General features: G+C 66.8%; 19 protein-coding genes. 14 read left to right on the forward strand and 5 right to left on the reverse strand.

The genetic code is table 11. The annotated features are described in order from the left end of the window. Nucleotides 1-10 precede the first annotated feature (10 nt). Nucleotides 11-1717: a single-stranded-DNA-specific exonuclease RecJ gene (gene recJ, locus C7411_RS06900; protein WP_110383968.1), complete on the reverse strand. Its 1707-nt coding sequence runs from the start codon at nt 1715-1717 to the stop codon at nt 11-13. Nucleotides 1718-1750: 33 nt separating this feature from the next. Beyond that, nucleotides 1751-2878 (reverse strand): regulator, encoded by a 1128-nt coding sequence (locus C7411_RS06905; protein WP_181431319.1) that lies wholly within the window; start codon nt 2876-2878, stop codon nt 1751-1753. Nucleotides 2879-3198: 320 nt separating this feature from the next. Between C7411_RS06905 and C7411_RS06910 the strand changes: the two genes are divergently transcribed. The 9 genes from C7411_RS06910 to ftsB all read left to right on the forward strand — a co-directional run bounded on the left by C7411_RS06910 (nt 3199) and on the right by ftsB (nt 14351). Continuing rightward, nucleotides 3199-4452: a lipoprotein-releasing ABC transporter permease subunit gene (locus tag C7411_RS06910; RefSeq protein ID WP_110383969.1), complete on the forward strand. Its 1254-nt coding sequence runs from the start codon at nt 3199-3201 to the stop codon at nt 4450-4452. Next, nucleotides 4445-5176: a lipoprotein-releasing ABC transporter ATP-binding protein LolD gene (gene lolD, locus C7411_RS06915; RefSeq protein ID WP_110383970.1), complete on the forward strand. Its 732-nt coding sequence runs from the start codon at nt 4445-4447 to the stop codon at nt 5174-5176. The genes C7411_RS06910 and lolD overlap by 8 nt, the downstream gene beginning before the upstream one ends. A 21-nt stretch (nt 5177-5197) precedes the next feature. Beyond that, entirely contained in the window at nt 5198-5986 is a 789-nt protein-coding gene (locus tag C7411_RS06920) for a TatD family hydrolase (protein ID WP_110383971.1), read from the forward strand. A gap of 90 nt (nt 5987-6076) precedes the next feature. Then, a complete protein-coding gene (locus C7411_RS06925; protein WP_110383972.1) occupies nt 6077-8725 on the forward strand; it encodes a ComEC/Rec2 family competence protein in 2649 nt (882 codons plus the stop codon). 76 nt (nt 8726-8801) lie between these two features. Beyond that, nucleotides 8802-9605: an alpha/beta fold hydrolase gene (locus C7411_RS06930; RefSeq protein ID WP_110383973.1), complete on the forward strand. Its 804-nt coding sequence runs from the start codon at nt 8802-8804 to the stop codon at nt 9603-9605. A gap of 151 nt (nt 9606-9756) precedes the next feature. After that, nucleotides 9757-11418, forward strand: a complete 1662-nt coding sequence (locus tag C7411_RS06935; RefSeq protein WP_110383974.1) for a CTP synthase — start codon at nt 9757-9759, stop codon at nt 11416-11418. Next, nucleotides 11415-12269 (forward strand): 3-deoxy-8-phosphooctulonate synthase, encoded by an 855-nt coding sequence (gene kdsA / locus C7411_RS06940; RefSeq protein WP_110383975.1) that lies wholly within the window; start codon nt 11415-11417, stop codon nt 12267-12269. The genes C7411_RS06935 and kdsA overlap by 4 nt, the downstream gene beginning before the upstream one ends. A 274-nt stretch (nt 12270-12543) precedes the next feature. Then, nucleotides 12544-13827 (forward strand): phosphopyruvate hydratase, encoded by a 1284-nt coding sequence (gene eno / locus C7411_RS06945; protein ID WP_110384166.1) that lies wholly within the window; start codon nt 12544-12546, stop codon nt 13825-13827. 101 nt (nt 13828-13928) lie between these two features. Continuing rightward, nucleotides 13929-14351 carry a cell division protein FtsB gene (gene ftsB, locus C7411_RS06950; RefSeq protein WP_110383976.1) on the forward strand — a complete coding sequence of 141 codons (423 nt, stop codon included), beginning with the start codon at nt 13929-13931 and terminating at the stop codon, nt 14349-14351. A 21-nt stretch (nt 14352-14372) separates the two neighbouring features. On the opposite strand, the gene C7411_RS06955 is transcribed toward ftsB, so the two are convergent. The 3 genes from C7411_RS06955 to C7411_RS06965 all read right to left on the reverse strand — a co-directional run bounded on the left by C7411_RS06955 (nt 14373) and on the right by C7411_RS06965 (nt 16521). Continuing rightward, the gene (locus tag C7411_RS06955) at nt 14373-14705 is read right to left on the reverse strand and encodes a hypothetical protein (RefSeq protein ID WP_110384167.1); all 333 of its coding nucleotides are present in this window, start codon (nt 14703-14705) and stop codon (nt 14373-14375) included. 249 nt (nt 14706-14954) lie between these two features. Then, nucleotides 14955-15917 (reverse strand): Hsp33 family molecular chaperone HslO, encoded by a 963-nt coding sequence (hslO, locus tag C7411_RS06960; RefSeq protein WP_110384168.1) that lies wholly within the window; start codon nt 15915-15917, stop codon nt 14955-14957. Nucleotides 15918-15996: 79 nt separating this feature from the next. Then, a complete protein-coding gene (locus C7411_RS06965; RefSeq protein WP_110383977.1) occupies nt 15997-16521 on the reverse strand; it encodes a gamma carbonic anhydrase family protein in 525 nt (174 codons plus the stop codon). Between the two features lie 189 nt (nt 16522-16710). Here C7411_RS06965 and C7411_RS06970 point away from each other — a divergent pair, with 189 nt between their 5' ends. From C7411_RS06970 to C7411_RS06990, 5 genes are all read left to right on the forward strand, one after another. Continuing rightward, nucleotides 16711-17628, forward strand: coding sequence for a ferritin-like domain-containing protein (locus tag C7411_RS06970; protein ID WP_110383978.1), 918 nt, complete (start codon nt 16711-16713; stop codon nt 17626-17628). 61 nt (nt 17629-17689) lie between these two features. Beyond that, nucleotides 17690-18583 carry an alpha/beta fold hydrolase gene (locus tag C7411_RS06975; RefSeq protein WP_110383979.1) on the forward strand — a complete coding sequence of 298 codons (894 nt, stop codon included), beginning with the start codon at nt 17690-17692 and terminating at the stop codon, nt 18581-18583. Between the two features lie 107 nt (nt 18584-18690). Then, nucleotides 18691-19521 carry a 3',5'-nucleoside bisphosphate phosphatase gene (locus C7411_RS06980; RefSeq protein ID WP_110383980.1) on the forward strand — a complete coding sequence of 277 codons (831 nt, stop codon included), beginning with the start codon at nt 18691-18693 and terminating at the stop codon, nt 19519-19521. Between the two features lie 163 nt (nt 19522-19684). After that, nucleotides 19685-20323, forward strand: coding sequence for an L-threonylcarbamoyladenylate synthase (locus C7411_RS06985; RefSeq protein ID WP_110384169.1), 639 nt, complete (start codon nt 19685-19687; stop codon nt 20321-20323). Nucleotides 20324-20395: 72 nt separating this feature from the next. Further along, nucleotides 20396-21061 carry a site-2 protease family protein gene (locus C7411_RS06990; RefSeq protein ID WP_110383981.1) on the forward strand — a complete coding sequence of 222 codons (666 nt, stop codon included), beginning with the start codon at nt 20396-20398 and terminating at the stop codon, nt 21059-21061. The last annotated feature ends 4 nt before the right edge of the window (nt 21062-21065 follow it).

Raw genomic sequence — 21065 nt, forward strand, 5'->3', positions numbered from 1 at the left:
CAAGGCAGGTTCAGAGCGCAGCGTGCTCCACCACGAGTTGCACGCGCGACACGCCGTTCCAGGTGTCGCGCACGAGCCGGTAGGCGACCGTCGTGCGCTGCGGCAGCGACTCCGTGTGGTTGAACCAGATTGCGTTGAAGCGCTGGCGTCCGCGCAGCAGTTGCAGCTTGAGGTGCTTGTCCTTCACGAGCGCCTGCGAGGCCACCTCGAATTCCCCCGAAAACACGGGCGCCGGGAAGCCCTGGCCCCACACGGCGGCGTCGAGCATCTCGACGAAATCGGGCGTGAAGTAGGCGTCTTCGAGGTCGCCGTCGGTTTCGACTGTGCGCGCGAGCGCTTCTTCGGTGAGCCATTCGCGGCCCACGCGCTCGAAGGCGGCGGCGAAGCGCGGCACGTCGGCGGCGGCGATCGTCATGCCCGCGGCCATGGCGTGGCCGCCGAACTTCTGGATCAGTCCAGGCTCGCGCTTGCTGATCAGATCGACCGCGTCGCGCAGATGGAAACCGGGGATCGAGCGGCCCGAGCCCTTCACGAGTGCGCCGTCTTCGTCGGCAGGGGCGAACGTGAACGAGGGGCGGTGAAAACGCTCCTTGAGCCGCCCCGCGACGATGCCGATCACGCCCTGGTGCCAGCCTTCGTTAAAGAGCGTGAGCGTGGCCTTGCCTTGCGGATCGATATCGGCGAGATCGGCGAGCGCCTGCTGCTGCATGCCGGCTTCGATCTCGCGGCGCTCGCGGTTCATGCCGTCGAGCTGCTGTGCAAGTTCCCAGGCGCGGCCCACGTCGTCGGTGGTCAGGCACTCGATGCCGAGCGACATGTCAGAGAGCCGGCCGGCCGCATTCAGGCGCGGGCCGAGCGCGAAGCCGAAGTCGAAGCCCGACGCGCTTTTCGCGTCGCGGCCCGCGGCGCGAAAGAGTGCGGCGATGCCCGGCTGCATGCGGCCGTTGCGCACGCGCTGCAAACCCTGCGCGACGAGCACGCGGTTATTGCAGTCGAGCTTCACGACGTCGGCGACGGTGCCGAGCGCGACGAGATCGAGCAGGCCGTCGAGGCGCGGCTCGGGGTTTCCATCGCCGAACGCGCCGCGCTTGCGCAATTCCGCGCGCAGCGCGAGCAGCGTGTAGAACATCACGCCCACGCCCGCGATGCACTTGCTCGGAAACTCGCAGCCCGGCTGGTTCGGATTGACGATGGCGCGCGCGTCGGGGAGCGTGTCGCCGGGCAGGTGGTGGTCGGTCACGAGCACCTCGATGCCGAGCTCGTTGGCCGCCGCCACGCCTTCCACGCTGGCGATGCCGTTGTCCACCGTGATCAGGACGTCGGGCGGTCCGCCCTTGCGCTGCGCGGCGAGTGCGACGATCTCGGGCGTGAGGCCGTAGCCATACTCGAAGCGGTTCGGCACGAGATAGTCGATCTGCGCGCCGAACATGCGCAGGCCGCGCACGGCCACGGCGCACGCCGTCGCGCCGTCGCAGTCGTAGTCGGCGACCACGAGCATGCGGCAGTCCGCTTCGAGCGCGTCGGCGAGCAGCGTGGCGGCCTCGTCGAGGCCCTTCATCCCGGTAGGCGGGATGAGGCGGGCAAGGCCGGTTTCGATTTCGTCGGGCTGGCAAATGCCGCGCGAGGCGTAGAGGCGCGCGAGCACCGGATGCAGGCCGTGGCGCACGAGCGCTTCGGTGTCGGCGGGCGAGCAGGCGCGGGTGACGATTCGGGTCATGCGGGGCGGCGGAAGAAAGAGGTCATTCGGGAATCATTCGATAAAGAGCGACGCGAACAGGCGGCGTCGCCAGAACTTGCGCAAATCGCCGCGCGTGACGGAGAGCGTGACCGAGCCGGTGTCGCCGCACAGCGTGAGGTCGAGCGCGGCGAGCGCACCCGTTTGCAGCGCGGCGAGCGCGGGCGCGAACCAGTCGCGCTCCAGTTGCGCGAACGCGGCGTTCCAGCGGCCCCAGTCCTGCTGGATGAAGGCCGCCGAGAACGGATCGAGCTCGACGAGCGTCGCGCCGGTGACCGTGCTGTTGCCGAGCGAGGCTGCAAGCGCGGCGAAGGTCGCGGGCGCGGCGCCGACTTCCGCCTTCGCGGCGAGCGCCAGGCCGCGCGTGGCAGCCGCATCGGAGCGCACGCGCGCATAGGGGCTCGTGACGGTGCGCAGCACGCCCTGGGCGTGAAACCAGATCGAATTGACGGCGGGCAGACCGCGCGCCTCGCGTGCCTCGTTCACCGGATGCTCGAACCACGCCATCTGCACTTCGTTCTGCACCTTCATCCAGGCGCGCGAGCGCTGGCCCGAATGGGCCTCGTGCGGCAGCCAGATCTCGATGTTGCGGCCGCTCGCGCGCAAGGGCGACGCCCCCGCGAGCGTGCCGAACGCTTCCGAGGAGAGATACCAGCGCTGCGGCGTCGGCGCCTCGATGCGCACGCCCAGTTCTTCGATCAGCGGGCGGGCGACGGTGTAGAGCGTCGCGGCGTCGTTATCGGCGAGTTCGAGCGAGGCAGGGTCGATCAGCACCAGATGATCGTGCGCGATGCGCACGTGCACGGGCTGCACGCACGCCCAGGTGGCGTTCCCGGGCGTGCCGCCGTCGGCGAGCAGCATGTAGGGCGCAAGCGGCGCCTCGTCGTCGGCGGCCGGCGCGGGCTTTGCGCCGCTCGCGCTCGCGGTACCGAGCGCGCCGAACTGGCGCGCAACCCAGCGCTCGTGCGGCAGCGTGCGCTGGAAGTCCTCGCCGATCACCTGCTCGCCGAGCGTCGCGCGCGCAACCAGTTTCGCGAGCGCCGGGTATTCGAGGCCCGCGAGCGCGGTGGAGGCGGCCGCCGCGGATGGCAAGGCAAAGGGGACAAGGAGATGGAGTCGGTCGGCGGGCATGATGGTGCGCATTGTACTTCGGCGCTGCGCACGCCGGGCCGCCCCCGGGCGTGCCGCACCGGCTTTGCGCTGCCTTCGTTATTCGCGTGCAGCGGCACTTGTGGACGAAATGTGGCTCGAAGGAGAGAGCGGGCAAACGCCCCCCCGGCGGAGCGGTTCTCAGGCGTGAAAGTTCGCGCAAACCCCGTCGAATGTCCGTGGAGGGTCGCCAGTGTGGCAAACTTCGCGGTTGATCGCCGCCCAACCCGGCACGATATTCTCCGGCGCATCCGGCGCACTGGCCCCAGGGTCAATACGGCGCCGGAGCGCAACGAAGACGCAAAAGGATTCGCTTGAAACTTCCCTACGAATGGCAGATAGGCTGGCGCTACACCCGCGCCGGTAAACGCACGACCGGCAACGGGTTCATCTCGTTCATCGCGCTCATCTCGATGTCGGGCATCGCGCTCGGCGTCGCGGCGCTGATCGTCGTGCTCTCGGTGATGAACGGTTTCCAGCGCGACGTGCGCGACCGCATGCTCTCCGTGCTCGCGCACATCGAGATCTTTTCGCCCACGGGCACGATGCCGGACTGGCAGCTCACTGCGAAGGAAGCGAAAACCAATCCCGAAGTCATCGGTGCGGCGCCTTACGTCGACGCCCAGGCGCTGCTCACGCGCGGCGACAGCGTGAACGGCGTCGCGCTGCGCGGCATCGAGCCTTCCGAGGAGCCGCAGGTTTCGGACATCGGCAAGGAAATGAAGGCGGGCAGCCTGAACGACCTCACGCCGGGCAGCTTCGGCATCGTGCTTGGCGCGGATCTCGCGGTGAACCTCGGTGTGACGGTGGGCGACAAGGTCACGCTCGTCGCGCCCGAGGGCTCGATCACGCCGGCCGGCATGCTGCCGCGGCTGAAGCAGTTCACGGTGGTGGGCGTGTTCGAATCGGGCCATTACGAGTACGACAGCACGCTCGCGCTCACCAACATCCACGACGCGCAAGTGCTCTATCGCCTCGGCGCGCCAAGCGGCGTGCGCCTGCGCCTGAAGGACATGCAGCGCGCGCCGGCGGTGGCGCGCCAGCTCGTGCATACGCTCTCGGGCGACCTCTATATCCGCGACTGGACGCAGCAGAACAAGACCTGGTTCTCGGCCGTGCAGATCGAAAAACGCATGATGTTCATCATTCTCACGCTCATCATCGCGGTGGCGGCGTTCAATCTCGTTTCGTCTCTCGTCATGACCGTCACCAACAAGCAGGCCGATATCGCGATCCTGCGCACGCTCGGCGCGCAGCCGCGCTCGATCATGAAGATCTTCGTCGTGCAGGGCGTGACGATCGGCTTCGTGGGCACCGCCATCGGCATCGCGCTCGGTTGCCTGATCGCGTGGAGCATTCCATGGAGCGTGCCGGCGATCGAGCATCTGCTCGGCATTCAGTTCCTGCCGCCTTCGGTGTATTTCATCAGCGAACTGCCTTCGGAACTCGTGGCCTCCGACGTGATCCGCATTGGCGTGATCGCCTTCGTGCTGTCCGCGCTCGCCACGCTCTATCCGAGCTGGCGCGCGGCCAAGGTTCGTCCCGCGGAGGCGCTGCGCTATGAATGACCGTCAATCGCTGATCGCCTCGGCGGGCGACTATCCGTACGTGCTCGAAGCGCACGGCGTCTCGAAGGTGTTTGGCCAGGGCCCGCTTGCAGTGCAGGTGCTGCACGACACCGATCTGAAAGTGAAGCGCGGCGAGAAGCTCGCCGTGGTGGGCGCGTCGGGCTCAGGCAAGAGCACGCTGCTGCATGTGCTCGGCGGACTCGACGAGCCGGGCGCGGGCAAGGTCTCGGTGCTCGGCAAGCCGTTCACCGAGCTGTCCGAGCGCGAGCGCAACGAGCTGCGCAATCGCGCGCTGGGCTTCGTCTATCAGTTCCACCATCTGCTGCCGGAGTTTTCGGCGCTCGACAACGTAGCGATGCCGCTGCGCATTCGCCGCATGACGCAGGAAGATGCACGCGCCGAGGCAATGCAGATCCTCGAGCGCGTGGGCCTCTCGCATCGCGCGCGCAACCGGCCGGGCGAGCTGTCGGGCGGCGAGCGCCAGCGCGTGGCGATCGCACGCGCGCTCGTGACGAAGCCCGCCTGCGTGCTCGCCGACGAGCCCACGGGCAACCTCGACGGCGCGACGGCCGATACGGTCTTCAACCTGATGCTAGAACTCTCCGACCAGTTCGATACGAGCTTCGTGATCGTGACGCACGATCCCGACCTTGCGGCGCGCTGCGACCGCATCGTGCGTTTGCGCGACGGCATGCTGCACGAGGAACCGGTCGTGCCGGTCTGAGCCTTCACGCGAGCGAGCGCCATGTGGATCGACACGCACTGCCATCTCGACGCCGCCGAGTTCGACGCTGACCGCGACGCGGTCGCGTCGGCGGCACAAGCGGCGGGCGTGTCGCGCATTGTGATCCCGGCGGTCGCGCGCGAGAACTTCTCGACGGTTCGCGCGCTCGCGCACGGCACCGAGGGCGCGGTCTACGCGCTCGGCATCCATCCGCTCTATACGCCGCACGCGCGTGACGACGACCTTGACGTATTGCGCCACGAGATCGAGGCGAGTCTCGACGACCCGTGCTTCGTCGGCATCGGCGAGATCGGGCTCGATTACTTCGTGCCGGGCCTCGACGAGGCCCGGCAGCAGCGCTTCTACGATGCCCAGTTGCGCCTTGCGCGCGAGTTCGGCTTGCCGGCGATCTGCCATGTGCGCAAGTCGCAGGATCAGGTGCTCAAGGGGCTGCGCCGCAACGGCGTGACAAGCGGCATTGCGCATGCGTTCAACGGCAGCTTCCAGCAGGCGCGAGCGTTCATCGATCAAGGGATGCATCTGGGCTTCGGCGGCAATCTGACGTTCGAGCGCGCGCTGCAGATCCGCAGGCTCGCGCAGCAGTTGCCGCTCGAGGCCATCGTCATGGAAACCGATGCGCCGGATATCCCGCCCGCCTGGCTTTATCGCGAGCGCAACACGCCCGACCAGGTGCCGCGCATCGGTACCGTGCTCGCGGGGTTGCGGGGCTTGAGTCCCGAGGAACTCGCCCTTGGCACGACGGCTAACGCTGCGGTTGCGCTGCCGCGGCTCGCGCTTTCGTCTGCATAATCGTTTTCGGGGTGGCGTGCACGACATGCATTTGGCGCGGCGCGATTGAAGCAGTCCGTGCATTCGGCACCCTCGTTGCGAGGAGGCAGGATGCGGGCGATTTGGTGCGGGTTTGCGCTGGGCGTGATTGTCTTGCAGCGACAGGCGGCATTGCCGGGGCGGGGCGCGTGGGTCGGGCTCGTTCTGGCAACCGTGCTTGCGGCGGCGTGGGCGGTTTGGGCGCTCGGCGCCGCTGCGCCGGCGGATGACTCTCACGAAGCGGCTCGCCGCGTGTCCGGCCTGTTTTACGGACGACGCTGGCGCATGGCGAGCGGCTGGGCGGCGGTGTGGCTTGCGGCGGGATGTGCGGGTTTTGGCTACGCGGCCTGGCGTGCCGAAACGAGGCTTGCAGAGGCGCTTCCCTCTGCCTGGCAGACGCGCGATCTCCACGTCACCGGCTATCTCTCCAGCTTGCCTTCTTACGGCGCGAACGGCGCGAGCTTTCTCTTTCGCGTCGAGTCGTGGGAAGCGAACAAAGAGGCGCGCCAAGCCGCCACACGGTTGCCGCAATTGATCCAGCTCTCCTGGGTGGCGCGCGAGGCGCCGCTGCCGCCGCTCATGCCCGGCGCGCGCTGGCGCTTTGCCGTGCGGCTCAAACGCCCGCACGGTAATGGCAACTTCGGCCTGCGCGACACGGAAGCTGCGCTGCTCGCGCGCGGCGTGCGCGCCACCGGCTATGTGAGCGATCCGGAGCATGCCGTGCGTCTGTCCGTCGACGCTTCCGGCATCGGCGTGCGCATCGAGCGGGCGCGCGCCACGCTGCGCACGCGCATCGACGCGGTGCTCGGCGACGCGCCGCATCGCGGCGTGGTCATCGCGCTCGCCACGGGTGCGCAGGACGCGGTCAGCGACGCGGACTGGCGTCTCATGCGCAATACGGGCACGAGCCATCTGGTGGCGATTTCCGGGCTGCATCTCGCGTTCGTCGCGGGGCTCGCTGGGTGGGTCGCGGGCGCGCTGTGGCGGCGCGCACGCTGGCGCGGTGTCGAGGCGCCGCTCCTCGTGCCTGCACAAAAGGTTGCCGTGGCGGGCGCGTTGCTCGCGGCGGGCGTCTATGCCGCGCTCGCCGGCTTCAACGTGCCGGTGCAGCGTGCGCTCTGGATGCTGGCGGTCGTGGCGCTCGCGCTGTTCGCCGGGCGCGAGGTCGCGCGTTCGCACGTGCTGGCGTGGGCGCTCGGGCTTGTGCTGCTGCGCGAACCGTGGGCGGTGACGGCAGCCGGATTCTGGCTCTCGTTTTGCGCGGTCGGGGCAATCCTCTTTGCGGCGAGCGGCGTGCCGCGCTTGCACCGGGACGCGCCACAGGATTTTTCCGCTGACGACATCGATCCGATGCGCGACCGGGTCGAGCCGACTGCAGAGCCAGCTACGCGCGTCGGCTGGCTTCGGCGTCTCGTCCCCATGGCTTTTCCGCGAGGCGGCTGGCGTGGGGCGATACGGCGCATCGCCTCGCGCTTGGGCGATAGCGCTCGCGTGCAATGGGCCGTGACGCTGGCGCTCGCGCCGCTCACGGCCTGCTGGTTCGCGCAAATACCGCTGATCGGACCGTTCGCCAATGCTTTTGCGATTCCCTGGGTGAGCATGTTCGTCACGCCGCTGGTCATCGGGAGCGCGGCGCTGCCCGCGCCGATCGATGCTTTTACGCTGCGCGCGGCTCATACCTGCTTCGACTGGCTTGCCATATCGCTGAGCACGCTTGGGAGCTTGCCGTGGGCGGTTCTACGAGTGCCTCAACCCGGAGCGTGGCCGCTCGCCTGCGCGGCGGTGGGCGTCGCCTGGTGGCTTGCACCGCGCGGCTGGCCGCTGCGCTGGCTTGCGCCGTTCACGTGGCTGCCGTTGCTGGTGCCCGCGCCAACGGGGCCGCCGCCGGGCTCGTTCCGGCTCACGGCGCTCGACATCGGCCAGGGCACGTCGGTGCTGGTCGAAACCGCCCGTCACCGCCTGCTCTTCGACGCGGGCCCGGGGCCCGAATCGACCCAGGCGGGCGAGCGGATCGTCGTGCCGTATCTACAGGCGCACGGCATAGGGCGTCTCGACACGTTGATGATCAGCCACGACGATTCGGACCATTCCGGCGGCGCGCAAGCCGTGCTCGATGCCGTTGACGTGGGGGCATTCGTGGCCGGCGTCCTGCCCACGCATCCGCTCTGGGCGAGCGCGCGCGCCAACGGCGCGCAGACCGTGCAGTGCGCCGCGGGCCAGCGCTGGCAGTGGGACGGCGTCGACTTCGAAGTGCTTTGGCCCGACCCCGGGCCGCTCACGGGCAAACCCAACGCGCATTGCTGCGTCCTGCGGATGACGACGGCGGCGCGCGCCGCGCGCGAAACACAGGCGGGCGCGGTTTCCGCGCTGATCGCCGCCGACATCGAGGCGGGCGTCGAGCGCACGCTGATCGCGCGCGACCCCGCGCGGCTGCGCGCACAGGTGCTCGTCGTGCCGCATCACGGCAGCCGCACCTCGTCGACTGAACCGTTCCTCGATTCTGTCTGGCCGCTCGTCGCGATATTTCAGGTAGGCTATCTGAACCGCTTTCATCACCCGCATGCGGGCGTCTACGCGCGCTACGCGCCCCGCCCGATCGTGCTCGCGCGCAGCGACGCCGACGGCGCCGCGCGCGTCGAGGCGCGGCCCGGCGCGCTCGCCGTGGAGCGCTTTCGCGATACGCAGCGGCGCTACTGGATGGAACCACCGACGCAGGACTGACGCGCCGGGCCGATCGCCGCGTGAGCGAAAGCGTGCACGACGAACGAGATCAACAAAATAGAGAGACACGCCGCCTTTGAAAAACGTCATCCATTTCTCGCACGCGAACGGCTTTCCGGCCTCGACGTATCGCACGTTCTTCGCCGAACTGGGCGACAACTATGAGTTGCGCTACATCGAGCGCATCGGACACGACGCGCGCTTTCCCGTCACCCGCGACTGGCCGCATCTCGTCGAGCAACTGCTCGACGACATTGGCCGCACCTACGAGGAGCCCGTATGGCTCGTCGGCCATTCGCTCGGCGGCTATCTTTCGCTGATGGCCGCGCTGAAAAAGCCGCAGTGGGTCAAGGGCGTCGTGATGCTCGATTCGCCGGTGATCGCGGGCTGGCGCAGCAGCATGCTGCGGGTCTCGCAGTGGACCGGCCTCGACGAGCGCCTGTCGCCGGCCGCCGCCACGCGCACGCGCCGCATGAACTGGGCGAGCCGCGACGAGGCCTGGCGGCATTTCCATTCGAAGGCGGCGTTCGCGCGCTGGGACGAGCGTGTGCTGTCCGACTATGTCGACTTCGGCATTCCTCAGACCTCGGTGGACGGAGGACGCACGCTCGCCTTCGACCGCGACACCGAATACATGATCTACCGCACGCTGCCGCACACGCTCGGCGCGCGGCTCGTGCACGGGGCGCCGGTGCCGGTGGGCTTCGTCGCGGGCACGCAGTCGCGTGAAGTCCGCCAGGTCGGGCTGGCGGCAACGCGGCGCATTGCAGGCGAGCGCTTCGAGTGGATCGAGGGCAGTCATCTGTATCCCATGGAGCGTCCGATCGAGACTGCGCGCGTGGTGCAGCGCATGCTTTACGCCATGGAAAACGGAGCCTGAGCGATCGCTTTCCGGCGCGGTTGCCTGTGAGGCTGGGGAGCGCGCAGGGCAGCGCATCGGGCAGCGCGTTCCACCCGCATCCGGCTCGCTCAAAATTCAGGGTTAGCCCTTGCTTTCAGGTATAATCCGTTTTTCCCGCGAGCATCCAGCGATGACCAAATATGTTTTCGTCACCGGCGGCGTAGTTTCCTCCCTTGGCAAGGGTATTGCCGCCGCCTCCCTCGCCGCGATCCTCGAATCGCGCGGTCTGAAAGTCACCCTCCTCAAGCTCGATCCCTACATCAACGTCGACCCCGGCACGATGAGCCCGTTTCAGCACGGCGAAGTGTTCGTGACGGAAGACGGAGCGGAAACCGACCTCGACCTCGGCCACTACGAGCGCTTCATCACCACGAAGATGCGCAAGGCCAACAACTTCACCACGGGCCAGATCTACGAATCGGTGATCCGCAAGGAACGCCGCGGCGACTATCTCGGCAAGACCGTGCAGGTCATTCCGCACATCACCAACGAAATCCAGGCGTTCATCGAACGCGGCGCCGCGTCGGCGACGTGCGGCGAGCCGGACGTGGCGATCGTCGAAGTGGGCGGCACGGTGGGCGACATCGAATCGCTGCCGTTCCTCGAGGCTGCGCGGCAGATGAGCCTGCGCCTTGGCCGCAACAGTGCGTGCTTCGTGCACCTCACGCTCGTGCCGTTCATCGCCACGGCGGGTGAGCTCAAGACCAAGCCTACGCAGCACAGCGTGCAGAAGCTGCGCGAAATCGGTATCTATCCGAACGTGCTGCTGTGCCGTGCCGACCGCCGCATTCCCGACGACGAGCGCGCGAAGATCTCGATGTTCTCGAACGTGCCCGAAGACGCCGTGATCTCGGTGTGGGACGCCGACAGCATCTACAAGATCCCGCAGATGCTGCACGACCAGGGCCTCGACTCGATCGTCTGCGACGAGCTGAAGCTCTCGGCCAAGCCTGCCGATCTGTCCATCTGGGCGGAAATGGTCGAGAAGCTCGAGCAACCGAAGCACGAAGTCACGATCGGCATGGTCGGCAAGTACGTCGACCTGACCGAGTCGTACAAGTCGCTCATCGAGGCGCTGCGCCACGCGTCGATCAAGACCTCGGCGAAGGTGAACATCGAGTACATCGATTCCGAGCAGATCGACGAAGAGGGGGTCGAGAGCCTCAAGCATCTCGATGCGATCCTCGTGCCGGGCGGTTTCGGCCGTCGCGGCACCGAAGGCAAGATCAAGGCCATCCAGTACGCTCGCGAAGCGAAGGTGCCGTACCTCGGCATCTGCCTCGGCATGCAGCTGGCCGTGATCGAATTCGCGCGCGACGTGGTGGGCCTGAAGCACGCGAACAGCACGGAATTCGATCCGGACACGCCCGACCGCGTCGTCGCGCTCATCACCGAATGGGCCGACCGCGAAGGCAAGGTCGAGAAGCGCAGCGAAGACTCGGACCTCGGCGGCACGATGCGCCTCGGTTCGCAGCGCTGCCCGATCAAGCCCGGTACGCTCGCGGCAGAAATCTATGGCAAGGACGTGAACGAGCGTCACCGTCACCGTTATGAAGTCAATAACGGCTACGTGCCCAAGCTCGAAGCCGGCGGCCTTATCATCAGCGCCCGCACGCCGACCGAAGATCTGCCGGAAATGATGGAACTGCCGCGCGACATGCACCCGTGGTTCGTCGGCGTCCAGTTCCACCCGGAATTCACGTCCACGCCGCGTGACGGCCATCCGCTCTTCAAGGCGTATGTCGAAGCGGCAGTCGCGCACCATGAGGCGCGCGCCGAGGAGAAAGCATGAATCTGTGCGGTTTCGAGGTAGGTCTGTCCAGGCCGTTCTTCCTGATCGCAGGCACTTGCGTCGTCGAATCGGAACAGATGACGATCGACACGGCGGGCCGCCTGAAGGAAATCACGTCGAAGCTCGGTATTCCGTTCATCTACAAGTCGTCTTACGACAAGGCCAATCGTTCGAGCGGCAAGTCGTTTCGCGGCCTCGGAATGGACGAGGGCCTGCGTATCCTTTCCGAAGTGAAGCGTCAGCTCGGTTTGCCCGTGCTGACCGACGTGCACACGGAAGAAGAGATCGGGCCCGTGGCTTCGGTCGTGGACGTGCTGCAAACGCCCGCGTTCCTGTGCCGCCAGACCGACTTCATCCACGCGTGCGCGCGCTCGGGCAAGCCTGTGAACATCAAGAAAGGCCAGTTCCTCGCGCCGCACGACATGAAGAACGTGATCGACAAGGCTCGCGAAGCCGCGCGTGAGGCAGGGCTTTCCGAAGACCGCTTCCTCGCCTGCGAACGCGGCGTTTCGTTCGGTTACAACAACCTCGTCTCGGACATGCGCTCGCTCGCTATCATGCGCGAGACGGGTGCGCCGGTCGTGATGGATGTGACCCATTCGGTACAGTTGCCGGGCGGGCAGGGCACGAGCTCGGGCGGTCAGCGCGAATTCGTGCCGGTGCTGGCGCGCGCGGCCGTCGCCACGGGTGTGGCGGGTCTCTTCATGGAGACGCATCCGAACCCCGCGCAGGCGAAGTCCGACGGCCCGAACGCCGTGCCGCTGAACCGCATGGCCGACCTGCTCGAAACGCTCGTGACGCTCGACCAGGCGGTCAAGCGCACGCCGTTCCTCGAGAACGACTTCAGCTGAGCAGGAATTGTGTGGTAGGGCGCGCCGCTTCGATTGCATGAGCGGCGCGATGGAGGAGCAGCGCGGCGCAATGCGCCGCGTTCGATGTACAAGGCAGCGTGGCAGCGTAACGGTCACGGGAATGTGAGCGTTGCGCTGCGGCAAGTTGAACCTGGCGAGCACGCAGCCTGTCCCATGTGACGGTGTGCCCCGAACGAGCATGGAAGTCGTGCCTCGCGGGCTAATGCAGGCGGCGCAGCTCGCGCAAGAATTACTGTCATTTCCTGAGGAAACCATGAGTGCAATCGTAGATATCATCGGTCGCGAGATTCTGGATTCGCGCGGCAATCCCACCGTCGAATGCGACGTGCTGCTCGAATCGGGCACGATGGGCCGCGCGGCCGTGCCGTCGGGCGCATCCACGGGCTCGCGCGAAGCGATCGAACTGCGCGACGGCGAAGCCGGCCGCTACAACGGCAAGGGCGTGCTGAAGGCCGTCGAGCACATCAACACCGAAATCTCCGAGGCGATCATGGGCCTCGACGCGTCGGAACAGGCCTTCCTCGACAAGACCCTGCTCGAGCTCGACGGCACCGACAACAAGTCGCGCCTCGGCGCAAACGCCATGCTGGCCGTGTCGATGGCCGTCGCGAAGGCCGCCGCTGAAGAAGCCGGCCTGCCGCTGTACCGCTACTTCGGCGGCTCCGGCGCGATGCAGTTGCCGGTGCCGATGATGAACATCGTCAACGGCGGCGCGCACGCGAACAACAGCCTCGACATCCAGGAATTCATGATCGTGCCGGTGAGCCAGCCGACCTTCCGTGAAGCGCTGCGTTGCGGCGCGGAAGTGTTCCACGCGCTCAAGAAGATCCTCTCGGATCGCGGCATGAGCACGGCGGTGGGCGACGAAGGCGGCTTCGCACCGAACTTCGGCAGCAACGACGAGTGCCTCTCGACCATCCTGCAAGCCATCGAGAAGGCCGGCTACCGCGCCGGTGAAGACGTGCTGCTCGCGCTCGACTGCGCAGCGAGCGAGTTCTACCACGACGGCAAGTACCAGCTCGCGGGCGAAGGCCTGCAACTGTCGTCGGCCGAATTCGCCGACTACCTGGCTACGCTCGCCGACAAGTTCCCGATCGTCTCGATCGAAGACGGCATGCACGAGTCCGACTGGGCAGGCTGGAAGCTCTTGACCGAGAAGCTCGGCAAGAAGATCCAGCTCGTTGGCGACGACCTGTTCGTCACGAACACGCGCATCCTGAAGGAAGGCATCGAGAAGGGCATCGCCAACTCGATCCTCATCAAGATCAACCAGATCGGCACGCTGACGGAAACCTTCGCGGCAATCGAAATGGCCAAGCGCGCGGGCTACACGGCCGTGATCTCGCACCGTTCGGGCGAAACCGAAGACTCGACGATCGCCGACATCGCCGTGGGCCTGAACGCGGGTCAGATCAAGACCGGTTCGCTCTCGCGCAGCGACCGCATCTCGAAGTACAACCAGCTGCTGCGCATCGAGGAAGATCTCGGTGATATCGCCAGCTACCCGGGCAAGTCGGCGTTCTATAACCTCCGCTAAGCGGACCCAGCGCCGGCAGCAGCCTTGCTGTCACCCTTCGTCATCTCTGTCCGCCGCCCTGCGTATAGCGCAGGGCGGCGTGTATTTATCCGGCACCTTTCATGCGGCTTGTCACTGTCGTTCTGATCATCCTGCTTGTGCTGATCCAGTATCCGCTCTGGTGGGGCCATGGCGGTTGGCTGCGTGTGCACGAACTGCAGCAGCAACTCGCGCAGCAGCAAAAGCAGAACGACGACGAGAAACTGCGCAACGAACGCATTGCGGGCGAAGTGCAGGATCTGCAGAACGGCACGGCGGCGGTCGAGGAGCGTGCCCGCTATGAGATGGGCATGGTGAAGGACAGCGAGGTGTTCGTGCAATTCGTCTCGCCGAACCAGACGCCGCCGGTTACGCCGAGCGGTTCGTCGAATACCTCGACGCGCGGCGAGATGTCGGCGGCGCCGGTGAGGGTGGTCCCGAACCCCGTTTCGCGCGTGCCGGAAAAGAAGCATGGGCACGGGAAGGAAGCGAAGAAGGCGGGCTAAGTGCGCTGCTTGCGCTGGCGATTACCAACCCCAACCTGGATAGCCGTAGCCAATCCCCGTACCCCAGCCGTGGCCCCAACCGCCGCTGTAATAACTGCCGAAGACCGTGACCGGCGGCGCATAGGCGCGCGACCAGGCCTGTGCGGCCGCTTCCGCGGCCATGGCATTGTCCTGTTCGGCGAGCACCTGACGGTCGATCGCGTCGTAGCGCGCTTTTTCGTCGGGCGTGAGCACGGGCGCGGCGGCCGGGAGGCCCGACTGCGCCGCAGGCAGCCGGCTGTAGATCGGCGACGGGCCCGGCGGGTCCATCATGCAGCCGCTCGTCGACGCAACGGCGCCGAACGTCGTGAGCATGAGCAACGCGCTCACGCACGGCGTGCGCTCGCGCAATGGACGTATGAAGCGTTTTTTCTTGACCATGCTTCTCTCCATCTGTCGGACGCCTAAGCAATTTGGGATCAAAGGCAGGTCGGCGTTGCGTTTTCGGTGCCCGGGCCTGTCTGCGTGCCGCCAAGCGGGGCGGCGCCGCAACCCGTGTTGCGCGCCGCATCGACGTGATCGCCTCAGTGTGCCCTGGTGCGCCTTGGCTTGCCCTGGTTTGCCTCAGTGGCGACGCTGCGCAGCGGGGCTCACGCTTTCTGAGAGCCCCGTCACGGCAAAAAGTTGCGCGACATCCACAGGGTCGAACTCATAGCGCTGATTGCAGTAGTCGCAATGAATCTCGACATGACCGCGTTCCTCGATCACGCCGTCGACTTCCTCGCGGCCCAGCATCTTGAGCATCGCGCCCACCTTTTCGCGCGAGCACGAACACTGGAAGCGCGGCGCAAGCGGCTCGAAGTGGCGCACGTTCTCCTGCCAGAAGAGGCGGCGGAACAACGTCTCGCCGTCTTCCTTGAGCATTTCGTCGCGGGTGAGCGTGCCGCCGAGCGTGCAGACGCGCTCCCAGGTGTCGAGGTCGTGCTCGCCCTGGTGCGGCACGATCCCGCCGTCGCCCGGCAGCTTCTGGAGCAGCATGCCGACCGCGCGGTCGTCGTTTGCGGCGAGCCAAAGGCGCGAGTCGAGTTGTTCCGAGTGATGCATGTAATGCTCGAGCACGGCCGCGATCGACTTGAGGGGGCCGTCTTCGCCGTTCAGCGGCACGATGCCCTGGTAGGGCTGCTGGCCCGGCAGCTTTTTCGCGGGGTCGAGCGTGATCACGCAGCGGCCCTGGCCGTCCGGATTCACGAGATCGGCGAACGTGAGTTCCTCGCCGAGCGGCAGGGCGTTTTCGCCCGTGAAGTCTTCGCCGAGGCGGGCGGTCGCGCGCATGGTCAGATCCGAGCCGCACTGTACGACCAGCATCTTCACGGGGCCGTCGCCGAAGATCTGCATGATCAGCGTGCCGTCGAACTTGAGATTCGCCGAGAGCAGCGCGCACGCCGCCATCATCTCGCCGAGCACGGTGCGCACGGGCGCCGGATACTGGCGGCGCTTGAGCACTTCCTGCCACGTGTTGCCCAGCGAGACAATCTCGCCGCGCACCGGCGCTGCGCTGAACATGAATTTTTGCAACTGGTCGTTCACAATCTTTTCCTTCGTTTCAATCGGGGCGGCGCGGCCCGCGCCGCACACGGCGAGCGCTTGTGGCTCGCCCCCGCGGCGCTTAGCCGATGCGTACGAGCTGCGCCTTGAAATATTCGCGGCGCTGCGCGTAGACATCCGCGTTGCGCTTGAGGCCGGCGATGTCGGCCTCGGTCAGCTCGCGCACGACTTTGGCCGGGGCGCCGAGAATCAGCGAGTTATCGGGGAACACCTTGCCTTCCGTGACCACCGCACCCGCGCCAACCAGACAGTTGCGGCCGATTACCGCGCCATTCAAGACCACGGCCTGAATGCCGATCAGTGCGCCTTCCTTCACGGTGCAGCCGTGCAGCATGGCCTGATGGCCCACGGTCACGTTCGCTTCGAGCGTGAGCGGGTAGCCGGGGTCCGTGTGGAGCACCGCGCCTTCCTGAACGTTGCTGCGCGCGCCGACGGTGATCGGCTCGTTGTCGCCGCGCAGCGTCGCGCCGAACCAGACGCTCGAGTCTTCGGCCAGTTCGACCTTGCCGACGACGGTCGCGTTGTCCGCAACGAACACGCTTTCGTGAATGGTTGGTGCGGCTTCGCCAAGCTTGTAGATGGCCACGGTGTCGAGTCTCCTATGTCTTGCGGGGCTGCTGCCGGTCTGCGGGCGACGCGCAACGGCTGCGCACGACGCAAGGCAGGTGAATCGCGTATTGTAAACGGTTGCGTGCGCGATCCGCTTGGGGGGCAATTCGAGCACCTCCGCGCGACAGTTTTCTACTCCCGTTTTCGGTCCCTGTTTCTTTTGCCGATGAATTCCGTTTTCTCCACCGCAAGCGCCGCCGATGTCCCGGCACCAGCCGATGCCGAACTTGCCTGCTGGCGTCTCGCCGCGCTCGCCGCGCTGCGCGAATGCGATCCGGTCGCCAAGGCCGACGCGGTGCGCGGGCTGTACGCGCAGAGTCAGGCTCAGGCCGCTGCGCCTCACTGGGAACCGCAACGCGTCATCCCGACGCCGGCCGGCTTGCCTGGCCGGCCCGCCGAGCCGCCGCTCGTCGAGCCGCGCGAACTGCAGCGCCGCAGCATGAGCACGCCCCAGGGCCGCGTCGTGCTGCTGCACGCGCTGGCTCACATCGAATTCAACGCGATCAATCTGGCGCTCGACGCAGTCTGGCGTTTCCCCGCCATGCCCGACGCCTTCTACGCCGACTGGCTCAAGGTCGCGGCGGAGGAGGCGTATCACTTCTCGCTGCTGCGCGCGCGGCTCGCCGACTATGGTCACGCATACGGCGATTTCCCCGCGCACAACGGCCTGTGGGAGATGTGCGAGCGCACGAGCGCCGACGTGCTCGCGCGCATGGCGCTCGTGCCGCGCGTGCTGGAGGCGCGCGGGCTCGACGCCTCGCCGCCCATACGCGCGCGCCTGAAGCAGGCTGGCGACGACCCATCGGCCGCGCTTCTCGACATCATCTTGCGCGACGAAGTAGGACATGTGCGCATCGGCAACCATTGGTTCCGTCACCTGTGCGAGGCGCGCGATCTCGACCCGCATGCGGCGTGGCTCGCGCTCGCGAGGCAATACCACGCGCCGCGCCTGCGCGGTCCGTTCAACTTCGAGGCGCGCCGCTCGGCGGGTTTCGACGCAGCCGAACTGGATGCGCTGGCGGCCCAGGACGCCGCAGAACAGGCTGCCACAAACAAGGCAACGGAGCGTCACTCGACCGAATGACTGGCACAGACGCCCCGCGCCTATATAATCGAACGATCATTCGTTTTTTGCGGCAGCCTCAATGAATCAATCCCGATCCGAATTCGTCGACGTCAATGGCATCCGGCTGCACGTGCGCCGCTGGGGCGCGCAAGGCGCGCCCGTGCTCTTCATGCTGCACGGCTGGATGGACGTGGCGGCGTCGTTCCAGTTTGTCGTCGATGCGCTGGATGCACGCGGCGGCGACTGGCAGGTTATCGCGCCCGACCTGCGCGGCTTCGGCCTCTCCGACTGGCCCGTTGCGCAAGGACAGGCCAGCAACTACTGGTTCCCCGACTATCTCGCCGATCTCGATGCTCTGCTTGCCCACTACGCGCCCGAGGGTCAGGTCGATCTCGTCGGGCACAGTCTCGGCGCGAACATCGTCTGCCTCTATGCGGGCGTGCGGCCCGAGCGCGTGCGGCGCGTGGTCGATCTGGAGGGTTTCGGCCTGCCGGCGCCGTCACCCGGACAGGCGCCGGGCCGCATGCGCGAGTGGCTCGATGCAGTGCGCACACCGCCGCAACTGCGCACCTACGCGTCGCTCGACGAGGTGGCCGCGCGGCTCGTGAAGACCAATCCGCGTCTGATCGCACCGCGCGCGCGCTTTCTCGCGGAACACTGGTCGAAGCCGGACGGCGAGGGCGGTTATGTGCTGCTGGGCGATCCGGCCCACAAAATGCGCGGTCCGCTGCTGTACCAGCTCGACGAGGTCATGGCGATCTGGTCGCAGGTGAGTGCGAGGGTGCTGCACGTCGAAGCGGCCGGCTCCGAAACGCTCGCGCGGCTCGCCGGGGCGGTGCCCATCGGCGAATTCAAGAAGCGTTTCGAGGCGTTTGCCGACTGGCGCGAACGGATCGTCGACGGGGCGGGGCACATGGTGCACCACGACCAGCCGGAAGAGGTCGCACGCCTGATCGAGGCGTTCTGCGCCTGAGCGCAGGGCGCATCGGCCGCGCATTCGGGCGGCGCCAGACGCCGGGTGCCGTCCGACGACTTCACTGCGTTGCAGTAAAATGGACGTTCATCCCTATCCCGCATCCAATGAACGCCGATCTCCACTGTCACTCCACTGTCTCCGACGGGCAACTGGCCCCGGCTGCCGTCGCGCAGCTGGCGAAAGCGGGTGGCGTGGGCTTGTGGGCGCTCACCGATCATGACGTGCTCGGCGGGCAGCGCGAAGCGCGCGAGGCGGCCGAGGCGCTCGGCATGCGCTATTTGAGCGGCGTCGAGATTTCGGTCACCTGGGCGTCGCGCACGGTGCACATCGTCGGCTTGCATGTGGATCCGGAGTGCGCTGCGCTCGTCGACGGACTCGCGCGCACGCGTGACGGCCGCGCGGCGCGCGCGGAAGCCATCGGCGAGCGGCTCGGCGAACTCGGCATTGCCGATGCGTACGAAGGCGCGCTCCGGTACGTCTCGAATCCCGACCTGATCTCGCGTACTCACTTCGCGCGCTTTCTCGTGGAAAGCGGTCGTGCGCAGAACACCCAGGACGCCTTTTCGCGCTGGCTCGGCGAAGGCAAGCCCGGTTACGTCGCGCACCGCTGGGCGAAGCTCGCCGACGCCGTAGCATGGATCAAGGCGGCGGGCGGCGAAGCGATCATCGCGCATCCGGGCCGCTATGCTTACAGCCCGCTCGAATTCGACACGCTCTTCGGCGAATTCATCGATCTGGGCGGCAAGGCCATCGAAGTCGTCACGGGCAGCCATACGCCCGACCAGTACGCCGAATATGCGGCCGTTGCACGGCGCTTCGGTTTCGAAGCGTCGCGCGGCTCGGACTTCCATGCGCCTGGGCCCGACGCGATCGAGCCGGGCACGCTGCCGCCGTTGCCTTCCGGTCTCAAGCCAGTCTGGGAGCGATGGCTGTAGGCCGCGCACGGCGCGCGGCCCACTCATCCCGCCTGTTTGCTGCAAGGCGTTTCGCGCCAGTCAATCCAGCTTTGTCGTCGCTTTGTGGTACTACGTGCGGTCGCGTGCCGTGGTGGCGCGCCGTCCCGCTGTTTCCCTCGTCATTCGTCAGCTGATTACTGCCATGTCCCAGTTCTTTCGGCTTCATCCGGAAAACCCGCAGCCGCGGCTCGTCAAGCAGGCGGCGGAGATCATCCGCGACGGCGGTGTAATCGCGTTGCCGACTGATTCGAGCTACGCGCTCGCCGCCCGCATCGACGACAAGCACGCCGCCGAGCGCTTGCGCCGCATCCGCGGGCTCGACGAAAAGGCGCTGCTCTCGCTGATGGTGCGGGACCTGTCCGAACTCGCGAACTTCGCCATGGTGGACAACCGCCAATACCGGCTCATCAAGTCTGTGACGCCGGGGCCATATGTGTTCGTGCTGGTGGCGACAAAGGAAGTGCCCCGCCGCCTCTCGCATCCGTCGCGCAAGACGATCGGCCTGCGCGTGCCCGGGCATCCTGTTCCGCTGGCGATCCTCGAAGAACTGGGCGAGCCGCTGCTTGCCTCCACGCTGATCCTGCCGCCCGACACGGAGCCGCTCAACGACCCCGACGAGATTCGCGAGCGCCTCGAGAAACAGCTCGATCTCGTGATCGACGGCGGGGCGTGCCCGTGCGAGCCGTCCACCGTGATCGATCTGACGGGCGAGGAACCGGTGCTCGTGCGGCCGGGGCGGGGTTCACTGGCGCCGTTCGGCATCGAAGAAGAAGAGGCGTGAACGGACGTGCGCGGCGGGAACACGGCATGACCGTGGCCTGAGCGCATTGACGCATTGATACAATAGCCCGCCATGGAAGCCAATCTGATTCAGACGATCGTCGTCTACGCCTTGCCGGTCATCTTCGCGATCACGCTGCACGAAGCCGCGCACGGCTACGTCGCGCGCATGCTCGGCGATAACACCGCGTATGTGCTCGGCCGCGTCTCGTTCAACCCGATGCGCCACATCGACCCGATCGGCACGATCGCCATGCCGCTCGTGCTGTATTTCCTGACGAACGGCGCATTCGTGTTCGGCTACGCGAAGCCCGTGCCGATCGCCTTCAGCAATCTGCGCAATCCGCGCTGGGGCACGCTGTGGGTCGCGGCGGCCGGGCCGCTGTGCAACTTCGTGCAGGCCATCGTCTGGGGCGTGTTCGGCGTGGCACTCGCGGTGCTCGGCGTGGACGAGCCGTTCTTTACCCGCATGGCCGCCGCCGGCGTGGGCGTGAATCTCGTGCTGGGCGTGCTGAACCTCTTTCCGCTGCCGCCGCTCGACGGCGGCCGCGTGCTCGGGGCGCTCCTGCCCACGCGCGCGAGCATTGCGCTCGCCCGTATCGAGCCCTATGGTTTCATCATCGTGATGGGGTTGCTCGTGAGTGGCATCTTCACGCGATTCTGGCTGCGCCCGCTCGTCAGTCTAGGTTACGACGCGGTCACGGCCATCCTTACCCCTCTTGTGTCGCTCTTTTCATAACATC

The sequence above is a fragment of the Paraburkholderia silvatlantica genome, from assembly GCF_003096715.1.
GTDB classification, from domain to species: Bacteria; Pseudomonadota; Gammaproteobacteria; order Burkholderiales; family Burkholderiaceae; genus Paraburkholderia; species Paraburkholderia silvatlantica.

Excerpts from the sequence above, each read along its gene's own strand:
- C7411_RS06905 (WP_181431319.1), bottom strand. The coding sequence starts at position 2,878 with ATGCGCACCATCATGCCCGCCGACCGACTCCATCTCCTTGTCCCCTTT.
- recJ (WP_110383968.1), bottom strand. The coding sequence starts at position 1,717 with ATGACCCGAATCGTCACCCGCGCCTGCTCGCCCGCCGACACCGAAGCG.
- kdsA (WP_110383975.1), top strand. The coding sequence starts at position 11,415 with ATGAATCTGTGCGGTTTCGAGGTAGGTCTGTCCAGGCCGTTCTTCCTG.
- C7411_RS06920 (WP_110383971.1), top strand. The coding sequence starts at position 5,198 with ATGTGGATCGACACGCACTGCCATCTCGACGCCGCCGAGTTCGACGCT.
- ftsB (WP_110383976.1), top strand. The coding sequence starts at position 13,929 with ATGCGGCTTGTCACTGTCGTTCTGATCATCCTGCTTGTGCTGATCCAG.
- C7411_RS06980 (WP_110383980.1), top strand. The coding sequence starts at position 18,691 with ATGAACGCCGATCTCCACTGTCACTCCACTGTCTCCGACGGGCAACTG.
- C7411_RS06985 (WP_110384169.1), top strand. The coding sequence starts at position 19,685 with ATGTCCCAGTTCTTTCGGCTTCATCCGGAAAACCCGCAGCCGCGGCTC.
- C7411_RS06925 (WP_110383972.1), top strand. The coding sequence starts at position 6,077 with ATGCGGGCGATTTGGTGCGGGTTTGCGCTGGGCGTGATTGTCTTGCAG.
- C7411_RS06975 (WP_110383979.1), top strand. The coding sequence starts at position 17,690 with ATGAATCAATCCCGATCCGAATTCGTCGACGTCAATGGCATCCGGCTG.
- C7411_RS06970 (WP_110383978.1), top strand. The coding sequence starts at position 16,711 with ATGAATTCCGTTTTCTCCACCGCAAGCGCCGCCGATGTCCCGGCACCA.
- C7411_RS06935 (WP_110383974.1), top strand. The coding sequence starts at position 9,757 with ATGACCAAATATGTTTTCGTCACCGGCGGCGTAGTTTCCTCCCTTGGC.
- C7411_RS06990 (WP_110383981.1), top strand. The coding sequence starts at position 20,396 with ATGGAAGCCAATCTGATTCAGACGATCGTCGTCTACGCCTTGCCGGTC.
- C7411_RS06955 (WP_110384167.1), bottom strand. The coding sequence starts at position 14,705 with ATGCTCACGACGTTCGGCGCCGTTGCGTCGACGAGCGGCTGCATGATG.
- lolD (WP_110383970.1), top strand. The coding sequence starts at position 4,445 with ATGAATGACCGTCAATCGCTGATCGCCTCGGCGGGCGACTATCCGTAC.
- eno (WP_110384166.1), top strand. The coding sequence starts at position 12,544 with ATGAGTGCAATCGTAGATATCATCGGTCGCGAGATTCTGGATTCGCGC.